This window comes from Bacillus sp. RC240 (assembly GCF_044907945.1).
Classification (GTDB): Bacteria; Bacillota; Bacilli; order Bacillales; family Bacillaceae_G; genus Bacillus_A; species Bacillus_A mycoides.
In genome coordinates this window covers 510,897-529,870 of sequence record NZ_JBIYCT010000003.1, presented here as the reverse complement: position 1 = coordinate 529,870, position 18,974 = coordinate 510,897, and the positions used below count along the sequence as shown (strand labels likewise).

19 protein-coding genes are annotated in these 18,974 nt (G+C 36.7%); 11 read left to right on the top strand and 8 right to left on the bottom strand.

Annotated features, from left to right (window positions below; translation table 11 throughout):
• Positions 1-146 precede the first annotated feature (146 nt).
• From glpF to ABH955_RS14380, 6 genes are all read left to right on the top strand, one after another.
• Complete coding sequence (gene glpF / locus ABH955_RS14405) at positions 147-968, top strand: glycerol uptake facilitator protein GlpF (RefSeq protein WP_002030197.1); 822 nt, start codon at positions 147-149, stop codon at positions 966-968.
• A 12-nt stretch (positions 969-980) separates the two neighbouring features.
• Positions 981-2,471 carry a glycerol kinase GlpK gene (glpK, locus tag ABH955_RS14400; protein ID WP_016094611.1) on the top strand — a complete coding sequence of 497 codons (1,491 nt, stop codon included), beginning with the start codon at positions 981-983 and terminating at the stop codon, positions 2,469-2,471.
• 133 nt (positions 2,472-2,604) lie between these two features.
• Positions 2,605-4,287: an aerobic glycerol-3-phosphate dehydrogenase gene (gene glpD / locus ABH955_RS14395; protein WP_404455735.1), complete on the top strand. Its 1,683-nt coding sequence runs from the start codon at positions 2,605-2,607 to the stop codon at positions 4,285-4,287.
• A gap of 414 nt (positions 4,288-4,701) precedes the next feature.
• Positions 4,702-5,235 carry a sigma-70 family RNA polymerase sigma factor gene (locus ABH955_RS14390; RefSeq protein WP_404448199.1) on the top strand — a complete coding sequence of 178 codons (534 nt, stop codon included), beginning with the start codon at positions 4,702-4,704 and terminating at the stop codon, positions 5,233-5,235.
• Positions 5,236-5,239: 4 nt separating this feature from the next.
• Positions 5,240-5,647, top strand: coding sequence for a PadR family transcriptional regulator (locus tag ABH955_RS14385; RefSeq protein ID WP_002134799.1), 408 nt, complete (start codon positions 5,240-5,242; stop codon positions 5,645-5,647).
• A 7-nt stretch (positions 5,648-5,654) separates the two neighbouring features.
• Entirely contained in the window at positions 5,655-6,911 is a 1,257-nt protein-coding gene (locus ABH955_RS14380; protein WP_404448205.1) for an FtsW/RodA/SpoVE family cell cycle protein, read from the top strand.
• Positions 6,912-6,917: 6 nt separating this feature from the next.
• Here the strand turns inward: ABH955_RS14380 and helD are convergent, their stop codons facing one another.
• Positions 6,918-9,254 (bottom strand): RNA polymerase recycling motor HelD, encoded by a 2,337-nt coding sequence (gene helD / locus ABH955_RS14375; RefSeq protein WP_404491254.1) that lies wholly within the window; start codon positions 9,252-9,254, stop codon positions 6,918-6,920.
• Between the two features lie 355 nt (positions 9,255-9,609).
• Here helD and ABH955_RS14370 point away from each other — a divergent pair, with 355 nt between their 5' ends.
• Complete coding sequence (locus ABH955_RS14370) at positions 9,610-10,017, top strand: hypothetical protein (protein ID WP_016094604.1); 408 nt, start codon at positions 9,610-9,612, stop codon at positions 10,015-10,017.
• 157 nt (positions 10,018-10,174) lie between these two features.
• Here the strand turns inward: ABH955_RS14370 and prsA are convergent, their stop codons facing one another.
• Both prsA and ABH955_RS14360 read right to left on the bottom strand, forming a co-directional pair.
• The gene (gene prsA, locus ABH955_RS14365; protein WP_107887065.1) at positions 10,175-11,044 is read right to left on the bottom strand and encodes a peptidylprolyl isomerase PrsA; all 870 of its coding nucleotides are present in this window, start codon (positions 11,042-11,044) and stop codon (positions 10,175-10,177) included.
• Positions 11,045-11,491: 447 nt separating this feature from the next.
• Positions 11,492-11,686: a hypothetical protein gene (locus ABH955_RS14360; RefSeq protein WP_000172693.1), complete on the bottom strand. Its 195-nt coding sequence runs from the start codon at positions 11,684-11,686 to the stop codon at positions 11,492-11,494.
• 118 nt (positions 11,687-11,804) lie between these two features.
• Here ABH955_RS14360 and ABH955_RS14355 point away from each other — a divergent pair, with 118 nt between their 5' ends.
• Positions 11,805-12,140: a YhaI family protein gene (locus ABH955_RS14355; protein ID WP_002030209.1), complete on the top strand. Its 336-nt coding sequence runs from the start codon at positions 11,805-11,807 to the stop codon at positions 12,138-12,140.
• Positions 12,141-12,145: 5 nt separating this feature from the next.
• Here the strand turns inward: ABH955_RS14355 and ABH955_RS14350 are convergent, their stop codons facing one another.
• From ABH955_RS14350 to ABH955_RS14340, 3 genes are all read right to left on the bottom strand, one after another.
• The gene (locus tag ABH955_RS14350; RefSeq protein WP_002011118.1) at positions 12,146-12,703 is read right to left on the bottom strand and encodes an HTH-type transcriptional regulator Hpr; all 558 of its coding nucleotides are present in this window, start codon (positions 12,701-12,703) and stop codon (positions 12,146-12,148) included.
• A 299-nt stretch (positions 12,704-13,002) separates the two neighbouring features.
• Positions 13,003-13,365 (bottom strand): YtxH domain-containing protein, encoded by a 363-nt coding sequence (locus tag ABH955_RS14345; protein ID WP_002011120.1) that lies wholly within the window; start codon positions 13,363-13,365, stop codon positions 13,003-13,005.
• 210 nt (positions 13,366-13,575) lie between these two features.
• Complete coding sequence (locus ABH955_RS14340) at positions 13,576-14,010, bottom strand: HIT family protein (RefSeq protein WP_404491253.1); 435 nt, start codon at positions 14,008-14,010, stop codon at positions 13,576-13,578.
• Between the two features lie 700 nt (positions 14,011-14,710).
• On the opposite strand from ABH955_RS14340, the gene ecsA reads away from it, so the two are divergent.
• From ecsA to ecsC, 3 genes are read left to right on the top strand one after another with little or no spacing between them, the layout of a single operon-like run.
• Positions 14,711-15,454: an ABC transporter ATP-binding protein EcsA gene (gene ecsA, locus ABH955_RS14335; protein WP_061674035.1), complete on the top strand. Its 744-nt coding sequence runs from the start codon at positions 14,711-14,713 to the stop codon at positions 15,452-15,454.
• Positions 15,447-16,658, top strand: coding sequence for an ABC transporter permease (locus ABH955_RS14330; RefSeq protein WP_404455747.1), 1,212 nt, complete (start codon positions 15,447-15,449; stop codon positions 16,656-16,658). The genes ecsA and ABH955_RS14330 overlap by 8 nt, the downstream gene beginning before the upstream one ends.
• A gap of 13 nt (positions 16,659-16,671) precedes the next feature.
• On the top strand, positions 16,672-17,379 hold the full coding sequence (ecsC, locus tag ABH955_RS14325; protein WP_002125776.1) for an ecs operon protein EcsC: 708 nt from the start codon (positions 16,672-16,674) through the stop codon (positions 17,377-17,379).
• Positions 17,380-17,893: 514 nt separating this feature from the next.
• Here ecsC and ABH955_RS14320 read toward each other — a convergent pair.
• Both ABH955_RS14320 and ABH955_RS14315 read right to left on the bottom strand, forming a co-directional pair.
• Positions 17,894-18,034 (bottom strand): hypothetical protein, encoded by a 141-nt coding sequence (locus ABH955_RS14320; RefSeq protein WP_404491251.1) that lies wholly within the window; start codon positions 18,032-18,034, stop codon positions 17,894-17,896.
• Between the two features lie 328 nt (positions 18,035-18,362).
• Positions 18,363-18,797: a GNAT family N-acetyltransferase gene (locus tag ABH955_RS14315; protein ID WP_404491249.1), complete on the bottom strand. Its 435-nt coding sequence runs from the start codon at positions 18,795-18,797 to the stop codon at positions 18,363-18,365.
• Positions 18,798-18,974 lie beyond the last annotated feature (177 nt).

Below are 18,974 nucleotides of genomic sequence, written 5' to 3'. Positions count from 1 at the left end.
AGAAGAGATCCACATTTTATTGTTTCTATATATATTATATAGAAGCATGTAAGCTGTGGATCTTTTTCTTTTGAAAAAAACGAATGGCCATTCATTTTACCTCTATCACTTTTCGAAAGCATTTAAATTGATTGTGGAGGGATTTTATGTCAGCATTTTTAGGGGAATTAATAGGGACTGCGTTGTTAATCTTACTTGGTGGCGGCGTTTGCGCTGGTGTAAGTTTAAAGAAATCGTTTGCGAAAGATTCTGGTTGGATTGTAATTACAATGGGTTGGGGTCTAGCGGTTGCTATGGCAGCGTATGCAGTTGGATCAATTAGTGGGGCACATTTGAATCCGGCTTTAACGATAGGACTTGCTTTTAAGGGAGCGTTCCCATGGAGTGATGTACCTATGTATATCGCAGCACAAATGATTGGGGCAATTATAGGGGCAGTTCTTGTATATTTACATTACTTACCACACTGGAAAGAAACAGAAGATCCAGGAACAAAGTTAGGTGTGTTTGCAACAGGTCCAGCAATTCCGAACACATTTACAAACCTTTTAAGTGAAATGATTGGAACATTCGTTTTAGTATTTGGTATATTAGCAATTGGAGCAAATAAATTTGCAGATGGTTTAAATCCATTTATCGTAGGTTTCTTAATTGTAAGTATTGGTTTATCATTAGGTGGAACAACAGGATACGCAATCAACCCGGCTCGTGATTTAGGTCCGCGTATTGCACACTTCTTCCTTCCGATTGCAGGAAAGGGCGGTTCAAACTGGAAGTATGCATGGATCCCAGTAGTTGGTCCAATTCTAGGTGGATCACTTGCAGGATTATTCCATCAAGTTGTATTTGAAGGAAAACAAAATTCAGCACTTATTTATGTGATTATTACAACTGTGATTGTACTAGCAATCTCTTATATGACAAGTAAAAAAAGTGGAGCTACTACAAATAGTAGAAAAGTAGCATAGGGGGAAACTGATATGAAAAAATATATTCTTTCATTAGACCAAGGAACAACAAGCTCACGCGCAATTCTTTTCAATAAAGAAGGAAAAATCGTTCATTCAGCTCAAAAAGAGTTTACGCAACATTTTCCAAAGCCAGGCTGGGTTGAGCATAATGCACAAGAAATTTGGGGATCTATTTTAGCAGTTATCGCAACTTGCTTAAGTGAAGCGGATGTAAAACCAGAACAAATCGCTGGTATCGGTATTACAAACCAACGTGAAACAGCGGTTGTATGGGATAAAACGACTGGAAAACCAATTTATAACGCAATCGTATGGCAATCTCGTCAAACAGTTGAAATTTGTGATGAGTTAAAAGAAAAAGGTTATAGCGAGATGGTTCGCGAAAAAACAGGTCTTTTAATTGATGCATACTTCTCTGGTACGAAAGTAAAATGGATTTTAGATAACGTTGAAGGTGCAAGAGAGAAAGCGGAAAATGGCGAGTTATTATTCGGAACAATTGATACATGGCTTGTATGGAAATTGTCTGGCGGTAAAGCGCACATAACAGATTACTCAAATGCATCACGTACATTAATGTTTAACATTCACGACTTACAGTGGGATGATGAGCTTCTAGACATGTTAACAGTACCAAAGAGCATGCTTCCAGAAGTACGTCAATCATCTGAAATATATGGAGAAACAATTGATTATCACTTCTTCGGTCAAAATATACCGATCGCAGGTGTAGCTGGTGACCAGCAAGCAGCATTATTTGGACAAGCTTGTTTCGGTGAAGGTATGGCGAAGAACACTTACGGAACTGGTTGTTTCATGTTAATGAACACAGGCGAAAAAGCAGTAGCTTCTGAGCATGGCCTATTAACAACAATTGCATGGGGTTTAGATGGTAAAGTGAATTACGCATTAGAAGGAAGTATTTTCGTAGCAGGTTCTGCAATTCAGTGGTTACGTGACGGCCTGCGTATGTTTAAAGATGCGAGCGAGAGCGAAGTGTACGCTAGCCGTGTTGAATCAACTGAAGGTGTATACATAGTACCGGCATTCGTAGGACTAGGTACACCGTATTGGGATAGTGAAGTACGCGGCGCTATGTTTGGTGTAACGCGCGGTACGACGAAAGAGCATTTCATTCGTGCAACGCTAGAATCTTTAGCATACCAAACGAAAGATGTACTATGCGCAATGGAAGCAGATTCAGGTATTGAACTAAATACATTACGCGTTGATGGCGGGGCAGTTAAGAATAACTTCTTAATGAAGTTCCAAAGTGATATTTTAGACGTTCCTGTAGAGCGTCCAGTGATCAATGAAACGACAGCTTTAGGTGCAGCATACTTAGCTGGTCTTGCGGTTGGATACTGGAAAAACCAAGATGAAATTAAAGCACAGTGGCATATGGACAAACGCTTTGAACCAACGATGGAAGCGGAAACAAGCGAAGAGCTATATGCTGGATGGAAAAAAGCAATTGAAGCAACTAAAGCTTTCAAATAATCATAAACAGTGTTATAATGATGACAAGTTAATAATTCGGTAGGAGATTTGGAGAGACCACAACACGCTATAGAGGCGAAATCTATAGCGGAGCTTGTGGTCTCTTTTTTCGTTATCAAAGGGAGGAATTACCATGAAATTTTCAAGTAAACAACGTAAAGACGTATTAAATGGAGTAAATAAACAAGAGTTAGATGTGATCGTAATTGGTGGAGGTATTACTGGTTCTGGTATTGCATTAGATGGGGCAACACGCGGTTTATCAACGATTGTGTTTGAAATGCAGGACTTTGCAGCAGGTACATCAAGTCGTTCAACGAAACTTGTACACGGTGGTCTACGTTATTTAAAACAACTTGAAGTGAAAATGGTAGCAGAGGTGGGGAAAGAGCGTGCGATCGTATATGAGAACGGTCCCCATGTAACAACACCAGAGTGGATGTTACTTCCGTTCCATACAGGCGGCACGTTCGGGTCATTTAGTACATCAATTGGTCTTCGTGTATACGACTTCTTAGCAGGCGTAAAACGAAGCGAGCGCAGAAAGATGTTTAACCGTGAAGAAACGCTAAATAAAGAGCCTCTTGTAAAACAAGAAGGATTAAAAGGCGGCGGTTACTACGTAGAATATCGTACAGATGATGCGCGTCTTACAATTGAAGTAATGAAAGAAGCGATTGAACACGGTGCGAAAGCTGTTAACTACGCAAAAGTAGACAGTTTCTTATATAAAGATGGAAAAGTATGTGGTGTACGTGTAATCGATTTACTAGACGGAGAAGTGTACGAAGTTTACGGTAAGAAAATTGTAAACGCAGCTGGTCCTTGGGTAGATACACTTCGTGAAAAAGATAACTCTAAAAAAGGGAAAGTACTTCAGTTATCAAAAGGTGTGCATTTAGTAATTGACCAAAAACGTTTCCCATTAGGGCAAGCAATTTACTTCGATACACCGGATAAACGTATGGTGTTTGCGATTCCTCGCGAAGGAAAAACGTACGTAGGTACAACAGATACGTTCTATGATAAAGACGCAGCTGTACCGCACATGACAACAGAAGATCGCACATATATCATTAATGCGATTAATTACATGTTCCCAAGCGTGAAAATTACAGAAAAAGATGTGGAATCAAGCTGGGCTGGTGTACGTCCGCTAATCTATGAAGAAGGTAAGAATGCATCTGAAATTTCTCGTAAAGATGAAATTTGGACTTCTGAATCTGGTTTAATTACAATCGCGGGCGGTAAATTAACAGGATACCGCAAAATGGCTGAAATGGTAGTAGACTACGTAACGAATCTATTACAAAAAGAAGGTCATAGTGCATATCCGAAGAGCGACACGAAACATATGCCAATCTCTGGTGGACATGTAAGTGGTTCACATGGATTCTCAGCATTCGTTACGAAAAAAGCAGGCGAAGGTACGAAATACGGTTTAACGACAGCGCAAGCAGAAGAATTCGCGAAATTCTATGGCTCTAACGTAGACGTACTGTTCGACTTAGCGAAAAAACATAAAGACGAAGCGAAAGAATACAACATGCCGCTAGACGTTCTAATCCCACTTGTATACGCAATGGATTACGAAATGACAGCGAAACCAGTTGACTTCTTCGTACGCCGCAGAGGCGCTGTATTCTTCAACATCCACTGGGTATACGAGTGGAAAGAAGCAGTAATCAACTACATGGCTGCGAAACTAGGCTGGAGCAAAGAAGAGCAAATGAAATATACAGCTGAATTAGAAAAAGCATTAACAGACGCTGTAATTCCTGTAGATCAACAAGAGCAGGCGGCTGCGTTAGCTTAAAAATAAACCGCATGAGGGAGAGCCTTCATGCGGTTTTTTGTTTTATTATATTTGTACAGAGTGTACTGAAATTAACTGAGTGTAGATTTTTGTTGCTTAACAGGATATGAATACGAAAGGTATAATAAGTATTATTATACCGTTTGAATAACTTAACAATTGTAGTAGTGTATTGGAGTTGAAATGAATCAATTTATTAATTTGCTTCTGCAATATCCTTATTTTGAAGAACTTAATAAAACAGACGTATCGTAAGCTATAAAAAGTGCGGGGAATATTAAAAGTTTTGTTTTAGAAAAAATTAAATAGTAGAGGATGAACAAAACGGTATGGACATTTCCAACCGTTTTTTTATGAATTTATAAAACTTTTCCATACAGTGCGTCGTCTAATAAATGGGAAGGAGGAAATGATGTGGATGAATTAACGGTAGAAGCGTTTGAAATAGAAGATAAGGAACTCTTTATCGATGAAATAATGAACAAGTATGGACAAGAAGTCTTACAGCTTGTGTATTCATATGTGAATAATAAAGAAGTCGCTGAGGATTTAACGCAAGATATATTTGTGAAATGTTATAAATCTCTTCATACATACAAAGGGAAATCGAATGTGAAAACGTGGTTGTGGAGAATTGCGATTAATCAATGTAAGGACTACATAAAAAGTTGGTATAACAAAAAGGTGATCGTGACAGAGGATGAAGCTGCTTATATTGGGGTTCAAAATGATAGTGTCGAACAAACTGTTATTCAAAATGCGAAGGATCGTGAACTGGCTTCTGCAGTAATGAATTTACCGATAAAATATCGAGAAGTCATTTATCTATTTTATTATGAAGAACTATCAATTAAAGAGATTGCTATTGTAATAGACGTGAAAGAAAACACGATAAAAACGAGACTGAAAAAAGCGAAGGAGCTTTTGAAGAAAGGATTGGAGGAATAATCAAATGGAAGATCGATTAAAAGGCCTGCGAAAATCAATGGAGAATACAACGTTTAAACATTTGAGTTTTTCTGATCAACATCGAAAGCAGGTGCGCGAAAAAATCAATGCTTCAAACGAAAAGGAAGAGGACATCTCTTTAGCGATTTTACAACTCCTCAGTCATGAAAAAACAGGATACGAATTGTCACAGTTACTACGAGGGAGAGGGATTCGAAAATTCGAAGGAAATGAAGGGTTTTTATATACTGTATTACATCGTCTAGAACAGAATCGTTTTATCCAATCGAGTTGGGATCATGCAGGAGCGAAATATTATCAATTAAATGATAAAGGAAGAAAGATGCTGCGAAAGGCAGAAAAAGATTCTACGAAGGCACGGTTTATATTAAAAGGATTAGTACAGGAGTGAGATAAAATTGAACAAAAAAGGGGAGCGTTTTTTAAGCGAAGTTACCAATCACATTAAATCAAAAGAAGCAAAGAGCTTTGTAGCAACTGAACTAGATTTTCACTTGAAACAGGCGAAGAACACGTGGATAGAGAAAGGGTTAAGTGAGGAAGTTGCTGAAAATAAGGCTGTTGAACAAATGGGAAGTCCGATCAAGCTTGGCAGGGAACTTAACAAACTTCATAAGCCAAAGGTGGATTGGTTCTTAATTATTTTATTAGTGGCTGCTATGGGGCTAGGGTTTTTACCAATAATCGCTCTTGGGCATACGAATGATTTACTAATGAACAAAGTAATTTTTGTTATTCTTGGCATTGCAGCAGCTCTTGGGATGATGCTGATTGATTATCGGAAGTTAGAAAGAATCGGGTGGCTGTTTTATACAATTGGAATACTTATCTTGTTAGCTATAAAATGTTTTCCGACTATTTCTGTGAATGGAGAAGCATTAATAAAGATTGGTCCTCTCACAATTGACTGTTTAATGACGATACCATTCTTCTTTCTAGCTTGGGCTTCTTTTTTCAATAATAGTAGGTTAAAGTTTATGCACCTTCTCATGTTGTACGTATTTTCTTTATATCTATTTTCAACTACATCAATTCTGGTGCCAATTTTTATTTATATTACGATGGTATTCGTTATGCTTTGGTGGAGTAAGCTAGGAAAGAAAACGGCATGGCTCATTACAATTTTACCAATTTTACCCTTTGTTATTAAGGATCTATTTTCCTGGTCTGCCGTAAAAGAATACCGGATAGCTAGAATTTTAGGTTTTTTAAACCCAGAGCATGATCTATGGTATTTACGTTTAAAAGAGGCAATGTCGTCGGCAGGTTGGTTTGGTACATATGGAAATATAAAGTCTATCCCTGCTGCGCATACTGATTTTGTATTCGCGAGTTTGACTTACTATTATGGATATGTGCTTGCGCTGATTCTTGTCTTGATTCTTTCTCTTTTTGCAGTGAGAATAATGACCATATCGTATAGAATAAATGATGGTTATGGTAAATTGCTACTCGTTGGTGGAGTAACTCTTTTTGTAGTCCATTTCATTTGTAACGTTGGCATGATCCTCGGGATATTACCACGTGTTTCTATATCATTACCCTTTATTAGCTACGGATTGATACCAACTCTGTTTCATGCATTTATAATGGGGATTGTGCTGAGTGTATATCGGCGTAAAGATATTTCATTTAGAATGAAAAAAACACCTTGATAAAAATCAAGGTGTTTTCGTTATACATTCAAAACTCTCCGAAGCAGCCCCCGTTACAAAAGGACTAACCTCACCAACGCTATAAAGCTGCAATTCATGCATTGCGCGTGTACAAGCAGTGTAGAACAATCTACGTAGGCTCTCATCGCTGTACACATCTTTAGAAGCATCGTAAATAATAACAGCATCAAATTCGATACCTTTCGCTAAGTAAGCAGGAATCACGACAATTCCTTGCTCATACTCGGCTGAGTTACTTTTCACAAGTTTAATATTCTCGATATGACTGAGTGCCTCGTATGCAGCGGCACTTTCAGCTGCGGATTTACATATAATTGCGATCGTATTGTGCTGTTGTTTTTGTAGTTCAGCAACTTTAGAAGTGATACGATCATGCAGTTCGCTGTAATCAGAAACTTTAGTCACTGTAGGTTTCTCACCGTCACGTTCAAAGGCGTTAATGTTCTTTCCTTCCGGTACGAGATAGCGTGTGAATTCAATAATCGGTTTTGTTGATCGATAGCTACGAGTTAAGTTGATGCCGTTTGTTTCATCTGGTCCGTATAAGCTAGTAAGTGTATTGAAATTAACTGTTTCACTCGCATGAGCAAATATCGCTTGGTTAAAGTCTCCGAGTACTGTCATTTTTGCGGCAGGGAAGAGACGTTTTAAAAACTCGAACTGAAACGGAGAATAATCTTGTGCTTCATCTACGAGTACGTGTTTAATTGATCTGTTCGTTTGGAAGCCTTCAATTAATTCTTTTAAAAGTAAAAATGGAGTCGCATCCTCGTAATGTAGCTTTCCTTCATCAAGCATGTTCAAAGTTAGTGAACAAATGTCATCCCATTCTTTAGGCTTTTCGCCAGTAACCCATGATTCATCTGTGAAGAGTTGTTTATATATGCCTGTAAAATTGATAAAACGCAATGTTTGAACGCCTTTACGTAACGGTTTTAATTTTTTACGGACAATCATACGACCGAGTACTTTCGTTTCTTTTTCATAATCATTAAAGGAGTTGTCATCAAACTCGCCTTTTTTCTGTAAGTATTTATAAGCTTTTTGATACTCATCTTTACTAAGTAGTTCAATTTCTTCTTCTACCCAAGGCTTTTTCAGTTCTGTTTTTTCAATTGTGTCTATTTGTTTGTTTAGCCAATCCGTTAACTTCTCAATTCGATTATGGAAGCGGAGGGAGGAATCAGTATTATAAAATTGCTCTGTAATTTCTTTAGCAGAGGCAATCAGTTTTCCTCTAAATTTCATTCCTCTAAATAGCATGCCTGAAGATTCAAGAGATTGTCTGTACGCTCTAATCATCTCGAAAAATTGAGTAGATGCTTTAAATCGAATGCTCGCATTTCGAGTTTTATAATTTGCGCTATTCGTTTCAGTTAGCATATATTCTAATTGCTCGTAAGGATCCTCAACGTCAAATGACTTACTTAGTCTATGGTTTAAATATTCTTGGAATGTGACTTGCTGCATATTTTCTTCGCCGAGTTCTGGCAGTACGTTAGATACGTAGCTGTTGAACATGGAGTTAGGGGAGAAGAGAATGATTTGATCTGCTTTTAGCCATTCGCGATATTTATATAGTAAGTAGGCGATTCGCTGCAGGGCAGCTGACGTTTTACCACTACCAGCAGCTCCTTGAACGATAAGTAGTCGCCCTTCATCGTGACGGATAATTTCATTTTGCTCGCGCTGGATAGTAGCAACGATACTTTGCATATGTTTGTTTGTTCCTTTTCCGAGCGCTTGTTGCAGAATTTCATCTCCAATTGTGAGGCTCGTATCGAACATTGAATCAATCTCGCCATTTTGAATAATATATTGTAATTTCTTCTCCACATTACCGCGGATTACGCCTCCTGGTGTACTGTACTCAGCTGGTCCTGGTGGATAATCGTAGTAAACACTTGAAATTGGTGCGCGCCAATCGTATATAAGAAAGTTTTCTCCGCTTGCATCGGTAAGTGTAGCCACCCCGATATAAATTTGTTCTGCGCCAGATTCTCCTTCTTCTTTGAAATCAATTCGTCCGAAGTAAGGTGCTTTATGCATACGTCGTAGTGCGGCAAGTCGATTAAAGGTGTGCTTATGGGTAATTTGTGTGACGGCTAGTGACTGAGCTTGTTGTCTTAAGTTGATAACTGTTTCAAGATAATCGTCAAAAGTATCAGTATTAACTTTTACATCATCCCAGAAGTGTTTGCGAATGTTGATTACTTCTGCCCGGCGTCTGCCAGTTTCGCTTTCCAGTTTATCAATTTGCTCCGTAATCGTTTCTATTACGTTATCCAATCGTTTTTGCTCTAGATCAAGTTTTTTATTCATACGTATGCACTCCTTTAAAAGTGAAAAATAGAGGTTGACTGAAGATGTGTTTTGGTGTACAATTAAGATACGGATAAATACATTCTATCGTTTTTGACGAATGCGTTTCTGTACTAATTTAACATATTTTTTTAATTTAATCAATGATAATAAGATAAACCTTGGTTCCGCATGTGATGGAATCGAGGTTTTTTATGTTGAATGGAGTAAGAGGGGTACGGAAATGATTCTGGGTACGAGGGGCCACTAGGGGATTTAAAATGGTGTAGAAATTCATTATGTTAAAAATACTAGAACAGATGAATTTGATGATTTTAAATTTAAAAATTAATTTTTTGTTGATAGGAGCTTGTATATGAAGGTACTGTGTATAAAAAATTCAGGAGATACATTTTCAGAGGGTTTATTAAAACAAGGATATAATCGAGACTCGATTATAAATTTAGAAATCCATAAGGAATATGTGGTTTATGGTATTAGTTCATTGAATGGAGAATTAGACTATTTAATCTTAGGTGAAAATGAAAACTTGCCTTCATGGTACCCAGCCGAATTGTTTGAAGTATCTAATCCTTTACAACCTTTAGAATGGTATTTTGCGGATCATAAAAATAGTAAAGCGACAACAATAGAATATATATGGGGTTATAAAGAATTAGCTTTAAATGATAGACATGCTCTTGGTTTAATGGGAAGAGAGAATAAAGATATGGAAATATTTTTAAAGCGTAAAGCTGAAATTGATGAATTTGATGAATTGTAATAGTAAAGGAACTGATTAACTTATAAAAAACGTAGGAATTAAATATGCCTACGTTTTTTTGTACATAACATTTAAATAAACACATATCCACAAATAGCGGGATAAAACTACTACAAAATAAAAAAAGCTTGGGGCTACCCAAGCTTTTTTCACTTCATTATTTCTTTGCGTCTTTTTTAGCGTCAGCTTTTGGTTCTTCGAAAAGATCTTTCAAATCTTTGTCGTCAACTTTTACGTCAGCTTTTTTGATTTCTTTCATCATAAGATCGTTCATAAATTGAGCATCTTGTGTTTTTTCTTGAACTACTTCTTTTTTGATGTCAGCTTTTGCTTTATCGAAAGTTGCGTCAGCATGAGTCTCAGTTACTTTAATGATATGGTAACCATGCTGTGTTTTTACTGGTTCACTTACTTCATCTTTTTTCAGCTTACGAGCAGCTTCATCGAATTCTTTTACCATTTTATCTGGTCCGAAGAATCCTAAGTCGCCACCTTTTTCTTTTGAACCTGGATCTTCAGAGTACTTTTTCGCTAACTCTTCGAAAGATTTACCTTGTGCAAGTTCTTCTTTCACTTTTTTTGCAGTCTCTTCATCTTTTACAAGAATATGGCTTGCTTTAATTTCTTGCTTATAGTCCTCAAATTTTGCTTTTAAGTCTTTATCAGTAATTGCTTTTTCAATCGCTTGTTCTTGAGCTAATGAAGCGCGAACGCCATTTTTAACTGTTTCTTCTTTAAGGCCTTGTTGTTTCATTAGTGTATCGAATTGGTCACCGACTTGCTTTTTCATTTCATCGAACTTTTTGTCTACTTCTTTTTCATCGACTTTGTAGTTTTTAATAAGTACTTTTTCCATAACCATGTTATTTAGTACTTGTTTACCAGCTTGTGTCTTCATTTGATTGTAGAACTCTTCTTTAGTGATGTCACCAGCTTTAGATGTAACAATTTTGTCTGATGATGATGTTCCACATGCTGATAATGCGATTACACTTGTTGCGGCTAAGGCAAGCATAGCTTTCTTCATTCAATAAACACTCCTACTATTATGTATTTTTAATTTATCCCATACGAATGAAGAAACGCCTTATGATAGGTTATTTTCGTTCATAAGAACCTGATTAAGTCTCACTGATGTCTTTGCTTTTTTTATATGTAAAAGCACGCTTAACAGGGCTTACCGAGGCTTTAGGATAAAGTTTAGATGCGTGTCGTTTGTTTCATAGTATAAGCAATATGTACAAAATTTAATATATCATATTTCGACGGGTTTTCCTATTGATAAAGAAATTTTAACCAGTTTGTGTCAGATTTTGAAAGGGTACCATATTGGGCGCATGTCGCATATACAGAAAAGAGGAGGGGATGGGGGATGAATTCAAAACTTATTTTATTACTTGTACTGTTTATTTTATTAGTTATAGTAGGTATAATTTGCTTATAGAGGAAAAAAATGAGGAAGGGGCTTCCTTCCTCACTTTCCATGAAATATAATTTCTACATAACTAGAAATTAATAGAATGGTAATACATACATTAATAACTCGAAAGACACCGGGCTGGCGGCTCGCAGATATTTGTTTTCGCTCACACAGTGTATGTGTCATGAAATTCGTGTAAAATATAACAAGAAGTGCGAATGCAACAAAAACAACGGTTATAAGAGTCATGAGGCGAGACCTCCTTTTGGCTAAAATACATATACTTTATATATTGTATCATACGATATTTTATTCGTGTTACAAAATTCAGAAATAGAAGACTTTGTGTTAGGAAGCGAGGGAGAAAATGGACGTTGTAAGAAGACTAGAACAAGCTGAATACTACGTAGACCTACTATTTAAAATGATTGATGAAGAAAAGTGTCCATTTTATTCTTTAATCATAAAGAAAAAAGCTCGTAAAAAAGACATTGAACGTATACTAAAACTTTGTGAAAAACTGAACGAACAATATGTAGTGGAGAAAGCAGAAGGCCTTCTATTGTTTGATGCGCTATTAGATCAATTTGAAAAAGCGCTTCCACATCAGCTCGAAGTACACGAAACTGCGGAAGCGCTAGCAAAACAGGGCTTATTTGTGCCACTTATGAATGAATTCTTACGCATGATTGCGAAAGGATAAATAGATTATTTCTTAACTAATTTTTGATCGGTCTCCGTAAAGTTCTCCTCAATATTCTCTAATGATTTCTCAAAAATATCGATGAAGTCCTGTCCGTAAATATTGCGAAGGATCGCAATAAGTTCGATATTTTCTGGGAACTTACCGTAAAAATTACGAAGTTCAAGTGCCCCATTAAAAACAGAATTATTTTCAGGGTCATACTCCTCCATTAAGCGAAGTAGTAATTCTTCCCCTTTGTCTGTAATTTCAATGTACGTATTTCGTTTATCATCTTCTTTTTTAGAGAATACAAGATAGCCGCGTTCTTCTAGCTTTTTAGAGAAGTTAAACGCCGTTGATACGTGCATAACTCCAAACTTAGCAATCTCAGAAATAGAAGCCCCTTTTAAATGATAAGCGATTGATAAAATATGATGCTCGTTAATGTTTAAATCGTAAGGTTTAATCCATTGTTGCCAATCTTTCTCTACGCATTTCCATAACGCTTTCGATAATTGAGCAATACGTTGGCTGAAAATCATCGCTTCTTTTACCGAGTAATTTTTTTCTCCACTTTTCATTTACTCACCCACTTTAACATTCTTTTTTCATTATTATCTATTATGCCAGTAAAATAAAAATTAATAAAGTCTTTTTGTGAGAATTGTGAAAATTTTTCGGAAAAATAACATTCTATACAAATCATGCATAACTATGGAAGCGTTTTATGAGTCAAGAATACATGTGTTGTCTTTACATGTTAAGGGATAACATATATTGTAAATGCATAAAAACACGGCATATCTATGTGATATGCCGTGTTAAGGTCAATTCGTATGAAAAATATTTGTTATATGCAAAAAACTAAGCAGGAATATGTTTACGCTTTTTCTGGAACGGCTTCTTGTAGTTTCTCAATTGACTTTTGAATGTCTAAAATTTCTTTTTCAATATGTCGTTTGTTTTGAGAAATATCTTGTTTCCAGTTAGAAAGCGTGTCATGCATATCGTCTTTTAGTTCTTGGAATACTTCTTTACCTTCTGAAGCAGTTTCAACGATTTGACGCTTTAATAACTTCGTATCAGCTGTAATATCAGCTAATGTTTTTTTAATATCAGTTCCTTTTTCTTTCAGCTTACCGCGCATAGCTTTACCAGAAGAAGGAGTTGAGAAAAGAACGGCTAGTCCAGCAACTGCTCCGCCGCAAAGTACACCTGTAATAAAGGATTTAGCTTTTGACATAAAAGGAAACCTCCTTATTTTTCGTTCGTATTCATGATGTATAAAAGCGTGCATATCTTTAAGACAAGGGGAAGAAAAGTGAGCTTTTCTTCCCCTTGTACATGCTATGCACAAAAAATCATATCCCCGGCATTTTTTGTGAAGAAAGAAGCCATACAATAAATGCCAGAGGAATCGGCTTATTATGTATTACTTCTTATTATAGTGGCACTATTTCACACTATTTGCAACTGTACTTGCGATGTTTTGTAAATTTTCCATTGTGTATTCATTTTGGTGTGATTTCCAAACAGCACCGAAACCATCGTTTTCACCGTAGCGTGGAATTAAATGAAGGTGGAAGTGGAATACAGTTTGTCCAGCTTTCTCGCCGTTATTGTTAAGTAGGTTGAAACCAACTGGATTAAATTCTGCTTTCATTGCATTTGCGATTTTTGGAACGACAGCAAAAATATGTGATGCGATTTCTGGCGTTAACGCAAAAATGTCTTGTTTGTGAACTTTCGGAATAACAAGAGTATGTCCTTTTGTTACTTGACTAATATCTAAAAATGCAAGTACATGTTCATCTTCGTATACTTTTGAGCAAGGGATTTGCCCGTCAATGATTTTACAAAAAATACAATTGTCCGCTGTATGATTCATCGATCTCATCCTTTCAAATGGTCTTAGCCGTATTTTACCATAATTACATAGGAGAACAAACACGAAAAACAGGAAGCTGACTCAGCTTCCTGTTTTCTGAAGAGGGATTGAAAAAGCATTTTTTATAATTTACGGTTCGCAGACACCTCATTTATATAAGAAATACATGGTAAATCGGCTGAAATATCTACCGTAGACACCCCATTTTCAAGTGAAATGAATTGCAATCTTGCATTAAATGAAATTGTTAGTGTTTAAAACAGTATATGCTCTTTCACAGACACCTCATTTATTTAAGAAATGCACGGTAAATCGGCTAAAGTCTCTGCCGTAGACACCCCATTTTCAAGTGAAATGAATTGCAATCTTTTATTAAATGAAATTGTTTATTTTTTAAAACAGTATATGCTCTTTCGGAGACACCCCGTTTCGAAAATGAAACAAATTATCTGGTTATGTGTAAATTTCATTGTCCAACTTGGACACCCCATTTCATGATGACTTCACTATGTTGTTGTACTCATCAATTGGTGGTTGCTTTTTCAAGTGTGTTCCTTCTTCCTTAATTATGATGTCCGCTTTCGTAAAAATATATGCGAAGAAATTTTAATTTTTTTTGGAGACATCGATACTATGTAGTACAGCACAATTTTTGGTAAGATGAATATAGAATGAATACTAATGAAGAAAGTGGTGTCGTATGAGCGAGTTATTGCGTGTAGAAAATGTTACAGGAGGATATACGAAACGACCTGTACTGCAAAATGTTTCGTTCTCTGTTAATAAAGGCGAACTTGTCGGCTTGATCGGTTTAAATGGGGCTGGGAAAAGTACGACAATTAAACATATCATCGGTTTAATGGAGCCGAAAAAAGGAACTGTCACAATTAATGGGAAAACAATTCGTGATGATATGACAGCGTACCGTTCTAGTTTCTCCTTCATTCCAGAAACGCCAGTATTATATGATGAGTTAACGTTAGAAGAGCATTTGAAATTAACGGCGATGGCGTACGGCGTAGATGAAAAACAATATGAAGAACGTGTAGGACAATTATTACATGAATTTCGCATGAAAAATCGCTTAAAATGGTTTCCGTCTCATTTCTCAAAGGGGATGAAACAAAAAGTGATGATTATGAGTGCATTTTTAGTTGAGCCATCACTTTACATTGTGGACGAACCTTTCGTTGGGCTTGATCCGTTAGCGATTCAATCACTTCTTCAAATGATGGATCAAATGAAAAAGAGTGGTGCGGGCATCTTAATGAGTACACATATTTTAGCGACAGCAGAGCGCTATTGTGATTCATTCATCATTTTGCATCAAGGTGAAGTGAGAGCGATGGGAACATTATCAGAACTTCAATCTGGGTTTAATATGCCTGGTGCAACACTTGATGATATTTATATTGCGTTAACGAAGGAAGAAGATTATGAATAGCACAGCGTTATGGAAAGAACGATTTCGGCACTTTCTAAAAGAAGTTCGTACATATAGTAAATACGTATTTAATGATCATTTGAAATTTATTTTCGTATTTATCATCGGTGCAGGAGCGTATTATTACCAGCAATGGTTACAAACGTTAACACCTTCGTTTCCGACAGCGATTGTTATGGCAGTCTTACTTGGCCTCATATTAACAGCTGGGTCCATCCAAACGTTATTAAAAGAAGCGGATCTCGTGTATTTGCTGCCAGTTGAAGAAAAGTTAAAGCCTTACTTTACGAAGGCATTTCTCTTTACGTTTATGATTCAGTTATACATAATCGCAATGGTAGCCGCTGCGCTTGCCCCGTTATACTTCCAGCAAATGAAACAAACAGGTGCCAATTACATATGGATTGTAATCGCGTTTGTCATTGTAAAAGCGTGGAATTTATTCGTAGCGTGGGAAAAATCATTTTTAACAGATCAAAATGTACAAAGAGCGGATTGGTTTATTCGTTTTATTTTAAATGGCTTATTTGTGTACGTCCTTGTAGAACGTACTTCAGTCATTTTTACCGGTGTGATTGTCTTTTTAATGGCGCTATACCTTGCTGTTATGCATCAAAAGGTGAAAGGAAAGCCGCTAAACTGGGAGTATTTAATTTCTGAAGAGGGTAAAAAAATGATGCTGCTGTACCGCATTGCGAATATGTTCGTTGATGTACCAGCGTTAAAAGAGAGAGTATCACGCCGGAAATGGCTTGATTTCATTCTTTCGATAATTGGTGAGAACCGTACATATTTATACTTATATACGAGAACGTTTTTACGATCAGGTAACTATTTCGGTTTATATATGCGTTTACTCGTTCTTGGTGGCGTCATTCTTTACTTTATCCCATTTTTATATGGACGCTTTATCGTAAGCCTTGTTTTCTTATACTTAATCGGCTACCAGCTATTAACTCTTTGGAAGCATCACCGTATGAAAATTTGGCTTGATTTATATCCAGTAGGTGGCGACGAGAAGAAGAAAGATTTTCTTACTTTATTAAATGCGATTCTTATCATTGGTAGCGTTGTATTTACAATTATATTTGCACTTGCGACGAAAGATTTCATAATGACCGGCATTTTATTTGTCGTAAGTATAATATTTAGTATCGGTTTCGTTTATCAATACGGTGCGAAACGAATTGAGCGTTTAAACTGAAAGGAATGAACCTATGATTACATATGAAGAGAAGGTTAGAAAAGAATTGGAGCAGTGGAAAGCTACATTCATGAAAGATTCTTCTATGATGACACGGTTCTCTAAAAAAGTGCAGGTGAAAGTGCAACAACTAGTGCCCGCGAAAGTGCAAAAGGTACTAACAGAAACGATTCGGATGATGGTGCAAACAATTAGCGCTGGATCAAACTTCATAAAACCGAAGCTAAAAGAAACGAACTGGTCACTGCAAAGACGAGACGATGAAGTACGTAAAAAAATGGACGAATATAAAAAAGTCGCAGCGGCAGAAGGGGCAGGAACAGGAGCAGGTGGTATTCTCCTTGGCCTTGCCGATTTCCCGTTATTACTTACTATTAAAATAAAATTTTTATTTGATGCAGCAACATTGTACGGATTTGATACGAGTAAAAAAGAAGAGCGCCTTTTTATTCTTCACGTTTTCCAGCTTGCTTTTTCAAGTGACGATTACCGAAAAGAAGTATGGAAAGCGATTGAAACGTGGGATACAGAAGAAGAAAATCATATGGACTGGGAAAAGTTCCAAACAGAATACCGAGACTATATCGATTTAGCAAAAATGCTTCAACTCGTTCCAATCATCGGTGCCCCGGTCGGAGCATATGCGAATTATCAATTGTTGCAAAGGCTTGGGGAAGTGACGATGAATTGTTATCGTATGCGATTACTTAATAGAAATTGATTTGTTTTATCAAAAAAGAAAGCCTCTTAAATGTGTAATTTAGGAGGCTTTTCTATTTATCCCGCATTAACGGGCAGTAAGACCCCCACCTCAAAATTCAGCGGAAGCAAAGAAGTTAGGTGGGGGATCAACTGCCCGTAAAAGCCCGATTGGTTCAACTAATAATCAGTGGGGATGAACAAAACCCCCACTGATTAAAGTTTCACTTTATTATTTTGGCTGTTTTCGTAGATATTGTTGCTTTTGATGCAAAAACGAAGAGGGGCTTTACCCCTCTTCATTCCTACTTCCTCATCGAACTCCCTACGATCTTACCTGATGGTTCGTCCACGAGTTTATTTATATCGCCTAACAACTCTCGCTGTTTAGCCGGAATGGTAACGAGTGTTACTTCTTTTCCTTTGAATGACGTATCAGCGAGTTGATATTTGGTTGTATCCGCTATTACCTTGCTGACTTTGGCATCTTTCCAACTGCCATCTACTTCATCTTTCTCTGCTTGCGATAACGAGTTCTAAACCAATTCCCTTACATCCTTTGTCGTTTGTACCGTTTCTGTTTTCGGGGTTTCGTTGGTTTTTGTTGTTCCACAACCGCTTAAAAGGATGGATACACAAGTGAATGCAGATACAATCATGCCGATTTGTTTCTTCAAGATGCAAAACTCCCTTCATCGCATATATACTTCTATATTTCATGTCCTGCTGGATGGCTCGGAACAATTCGTGATGTTCTGTTTTGGAAAGTGTTGCAAAATCTTTGTACACATTACGCCACATCGCCTCCATTGATATAGTAATATCAATGGAGGGAAGGGTAGGCAACGTAGTAACAATCTTTACGAAAACAGTCATTATTTTCTGACGGATGAAGGAATGGAGCGAGCACGGTTTAATGTCTCGGTAGTTAAAGTAGTATATAAGGTGAAAATGTTCAGTCGAAATATATTTTTGAAAGAGATAGAGGACTTCGACAGTTAACCCCTATGCTAAGGTGTGGTCTCTGTCTTTTCTAACTAGAATGAGATAATGACCGTTATAATTATTTATATTTCTAAAACCTAATTTTTCATAGAATGAGGTTTTATCTTCTGTTCCTAAGGAAATGGTACGAACTCGTTTCACTTTAGGATGGTTAGTTAGATGTAGTATTAACTGTTTGCCAATCCCTTTACCTTGATACGATTCATCCACTACTACATCGTAAATCTCTCCCCAACGCACATAATCTGTGAGCATACGTGCAAAACCAATAATTTTATCATCATCGAATGCTGTAATTAATAGCGGGGTATTTTCCAACATTTCCTCCCATTCCTTTATGTCTGTTGGCATTTTCCAAGTGGCTACCCTTTGAAAAATTTCTTTAAGTTCAATTACGTTGATATCTTCTTTGTTATGACTGTAGTGAATATTCATAAATTATCCCCTTTAATCTAAAATATAAAATATTAGATTCTAGATAAGGAAACCAAATTCCTGTATATGTAGTCGTTATTAAACAAGGAATGAAGGAAACCTTTCGTTCAAACTTTATTTTAATCCTACATTAATAACAATCTCAAATAAATTATAGTGTTGTATTTAGTTTTGTTG

Bases quoted from the DNA above. Each gene is read 5' to 3' on its own strand.
- ABH955_RS14315 (WP_404491249.1), bottom strand. From the start codon at position 18,797: ATGAATATTCACTACAGTCATAACAAAGAAGATATCAACGTAATTGAA.
- ecsC (WP_002125776.1), top strand. From the start codon at position 16,672: ATGATTACATATGAAGAGAAGGTTAGAAAAGAATTGGAGCAGTGGAAA.
- ABH955_RS14330 (WP_404455747.1), top strand. From the start codon at position 15,447: ATGAATAGCACAGCGTTATGGAAAGAACGATTTCGGCACTTTCTAAAA.
- glpD (WP_404455735.1), top strand. From the start codon at position 2,605: ATGAAATTTTCAAGTAAACAACGTAAAGACGTATTAAATGGAGTAAAT.
- glpF (WP_002030197.1), top strand. From the start codon at position 147: ATGTCAGCATTTTTAGGGGAATTAATAGGGACTGCGTTGTTAATCTTA.
- ABH955_RS14360 (WP_000172693.1), bottom strand. From the start codon at position 11,686: ATGACTCTTATAACCGTTGTTTTTGTTGCATTCGCACTTCTTGTTATA.
- ABH955_RS14385 (WP_002134799.1), top strand. From the start codon at position 5,240: ATGGAAGATCGATTAAAAGGCCTGCGAAAATCAATGGAGAATACAACG.
- ecsA (WP_061674035.1), top strand. From the start codon at position 14,711: ATGAGCGAGTTATTGCGTGTAGAAAATGTTACAGGAGGATATACGAAA.
- ABH955_RS14355 (WP_002030209.1), top strand. From the start codon at position 11,805: ATGGACGTTGTAAGAAGACTAGAACAAGCTGAATACTACGTAGACCTA.
- helD (WP_404491254.1), bottom strand. From the start codon at position 9,254: ATGAATAAAAAACTTGATCTAGAGCAAAAACGATTGGATAACGTAATA.
- ABH955_RS14340 (WP_404491253.1), bottom strand. From the start codon at position 14,010: ATGAATCATACAGCGGACAATTGTATTTTTTGTAAAATCATTGACGGG.
- ABH955_RS14345 (WP_002011120.1), bottom strand. From the start codon at position 13,365: ATGTCAAAAGCTAAATCCTTTATTACAGGTGTACTTTGCGGCGGAGCA.
- ABH955_RS14370 (WP_016094604.1), top strand. From the start codon at position 9,610: ATGAAGGTACTGTGTATAAAAAATTCAGGAGATACATTTTCAGAGGGT.
- glpK (WP_016094611.1), top strand. From the start codon at position 981: ATGAAAAAATATATTCTTTCATTAGACCAAGGAACAACAAGCTCACGC.
- prsA (WP_107887065.1), bottom strand. From the start codon at position 11,044: ATGAAGAAAGCTATGCTTGCCTTAGCCGCAACAAGTGTAATCGCATTA.
- ABH955_RS14350 (WP_002011118.1), bottom strand. From the start codon at position 12,703: ATGAAAAGTGGAGAAAAAAATTACTCGGTAAAAGAAGCGATGATTTTC.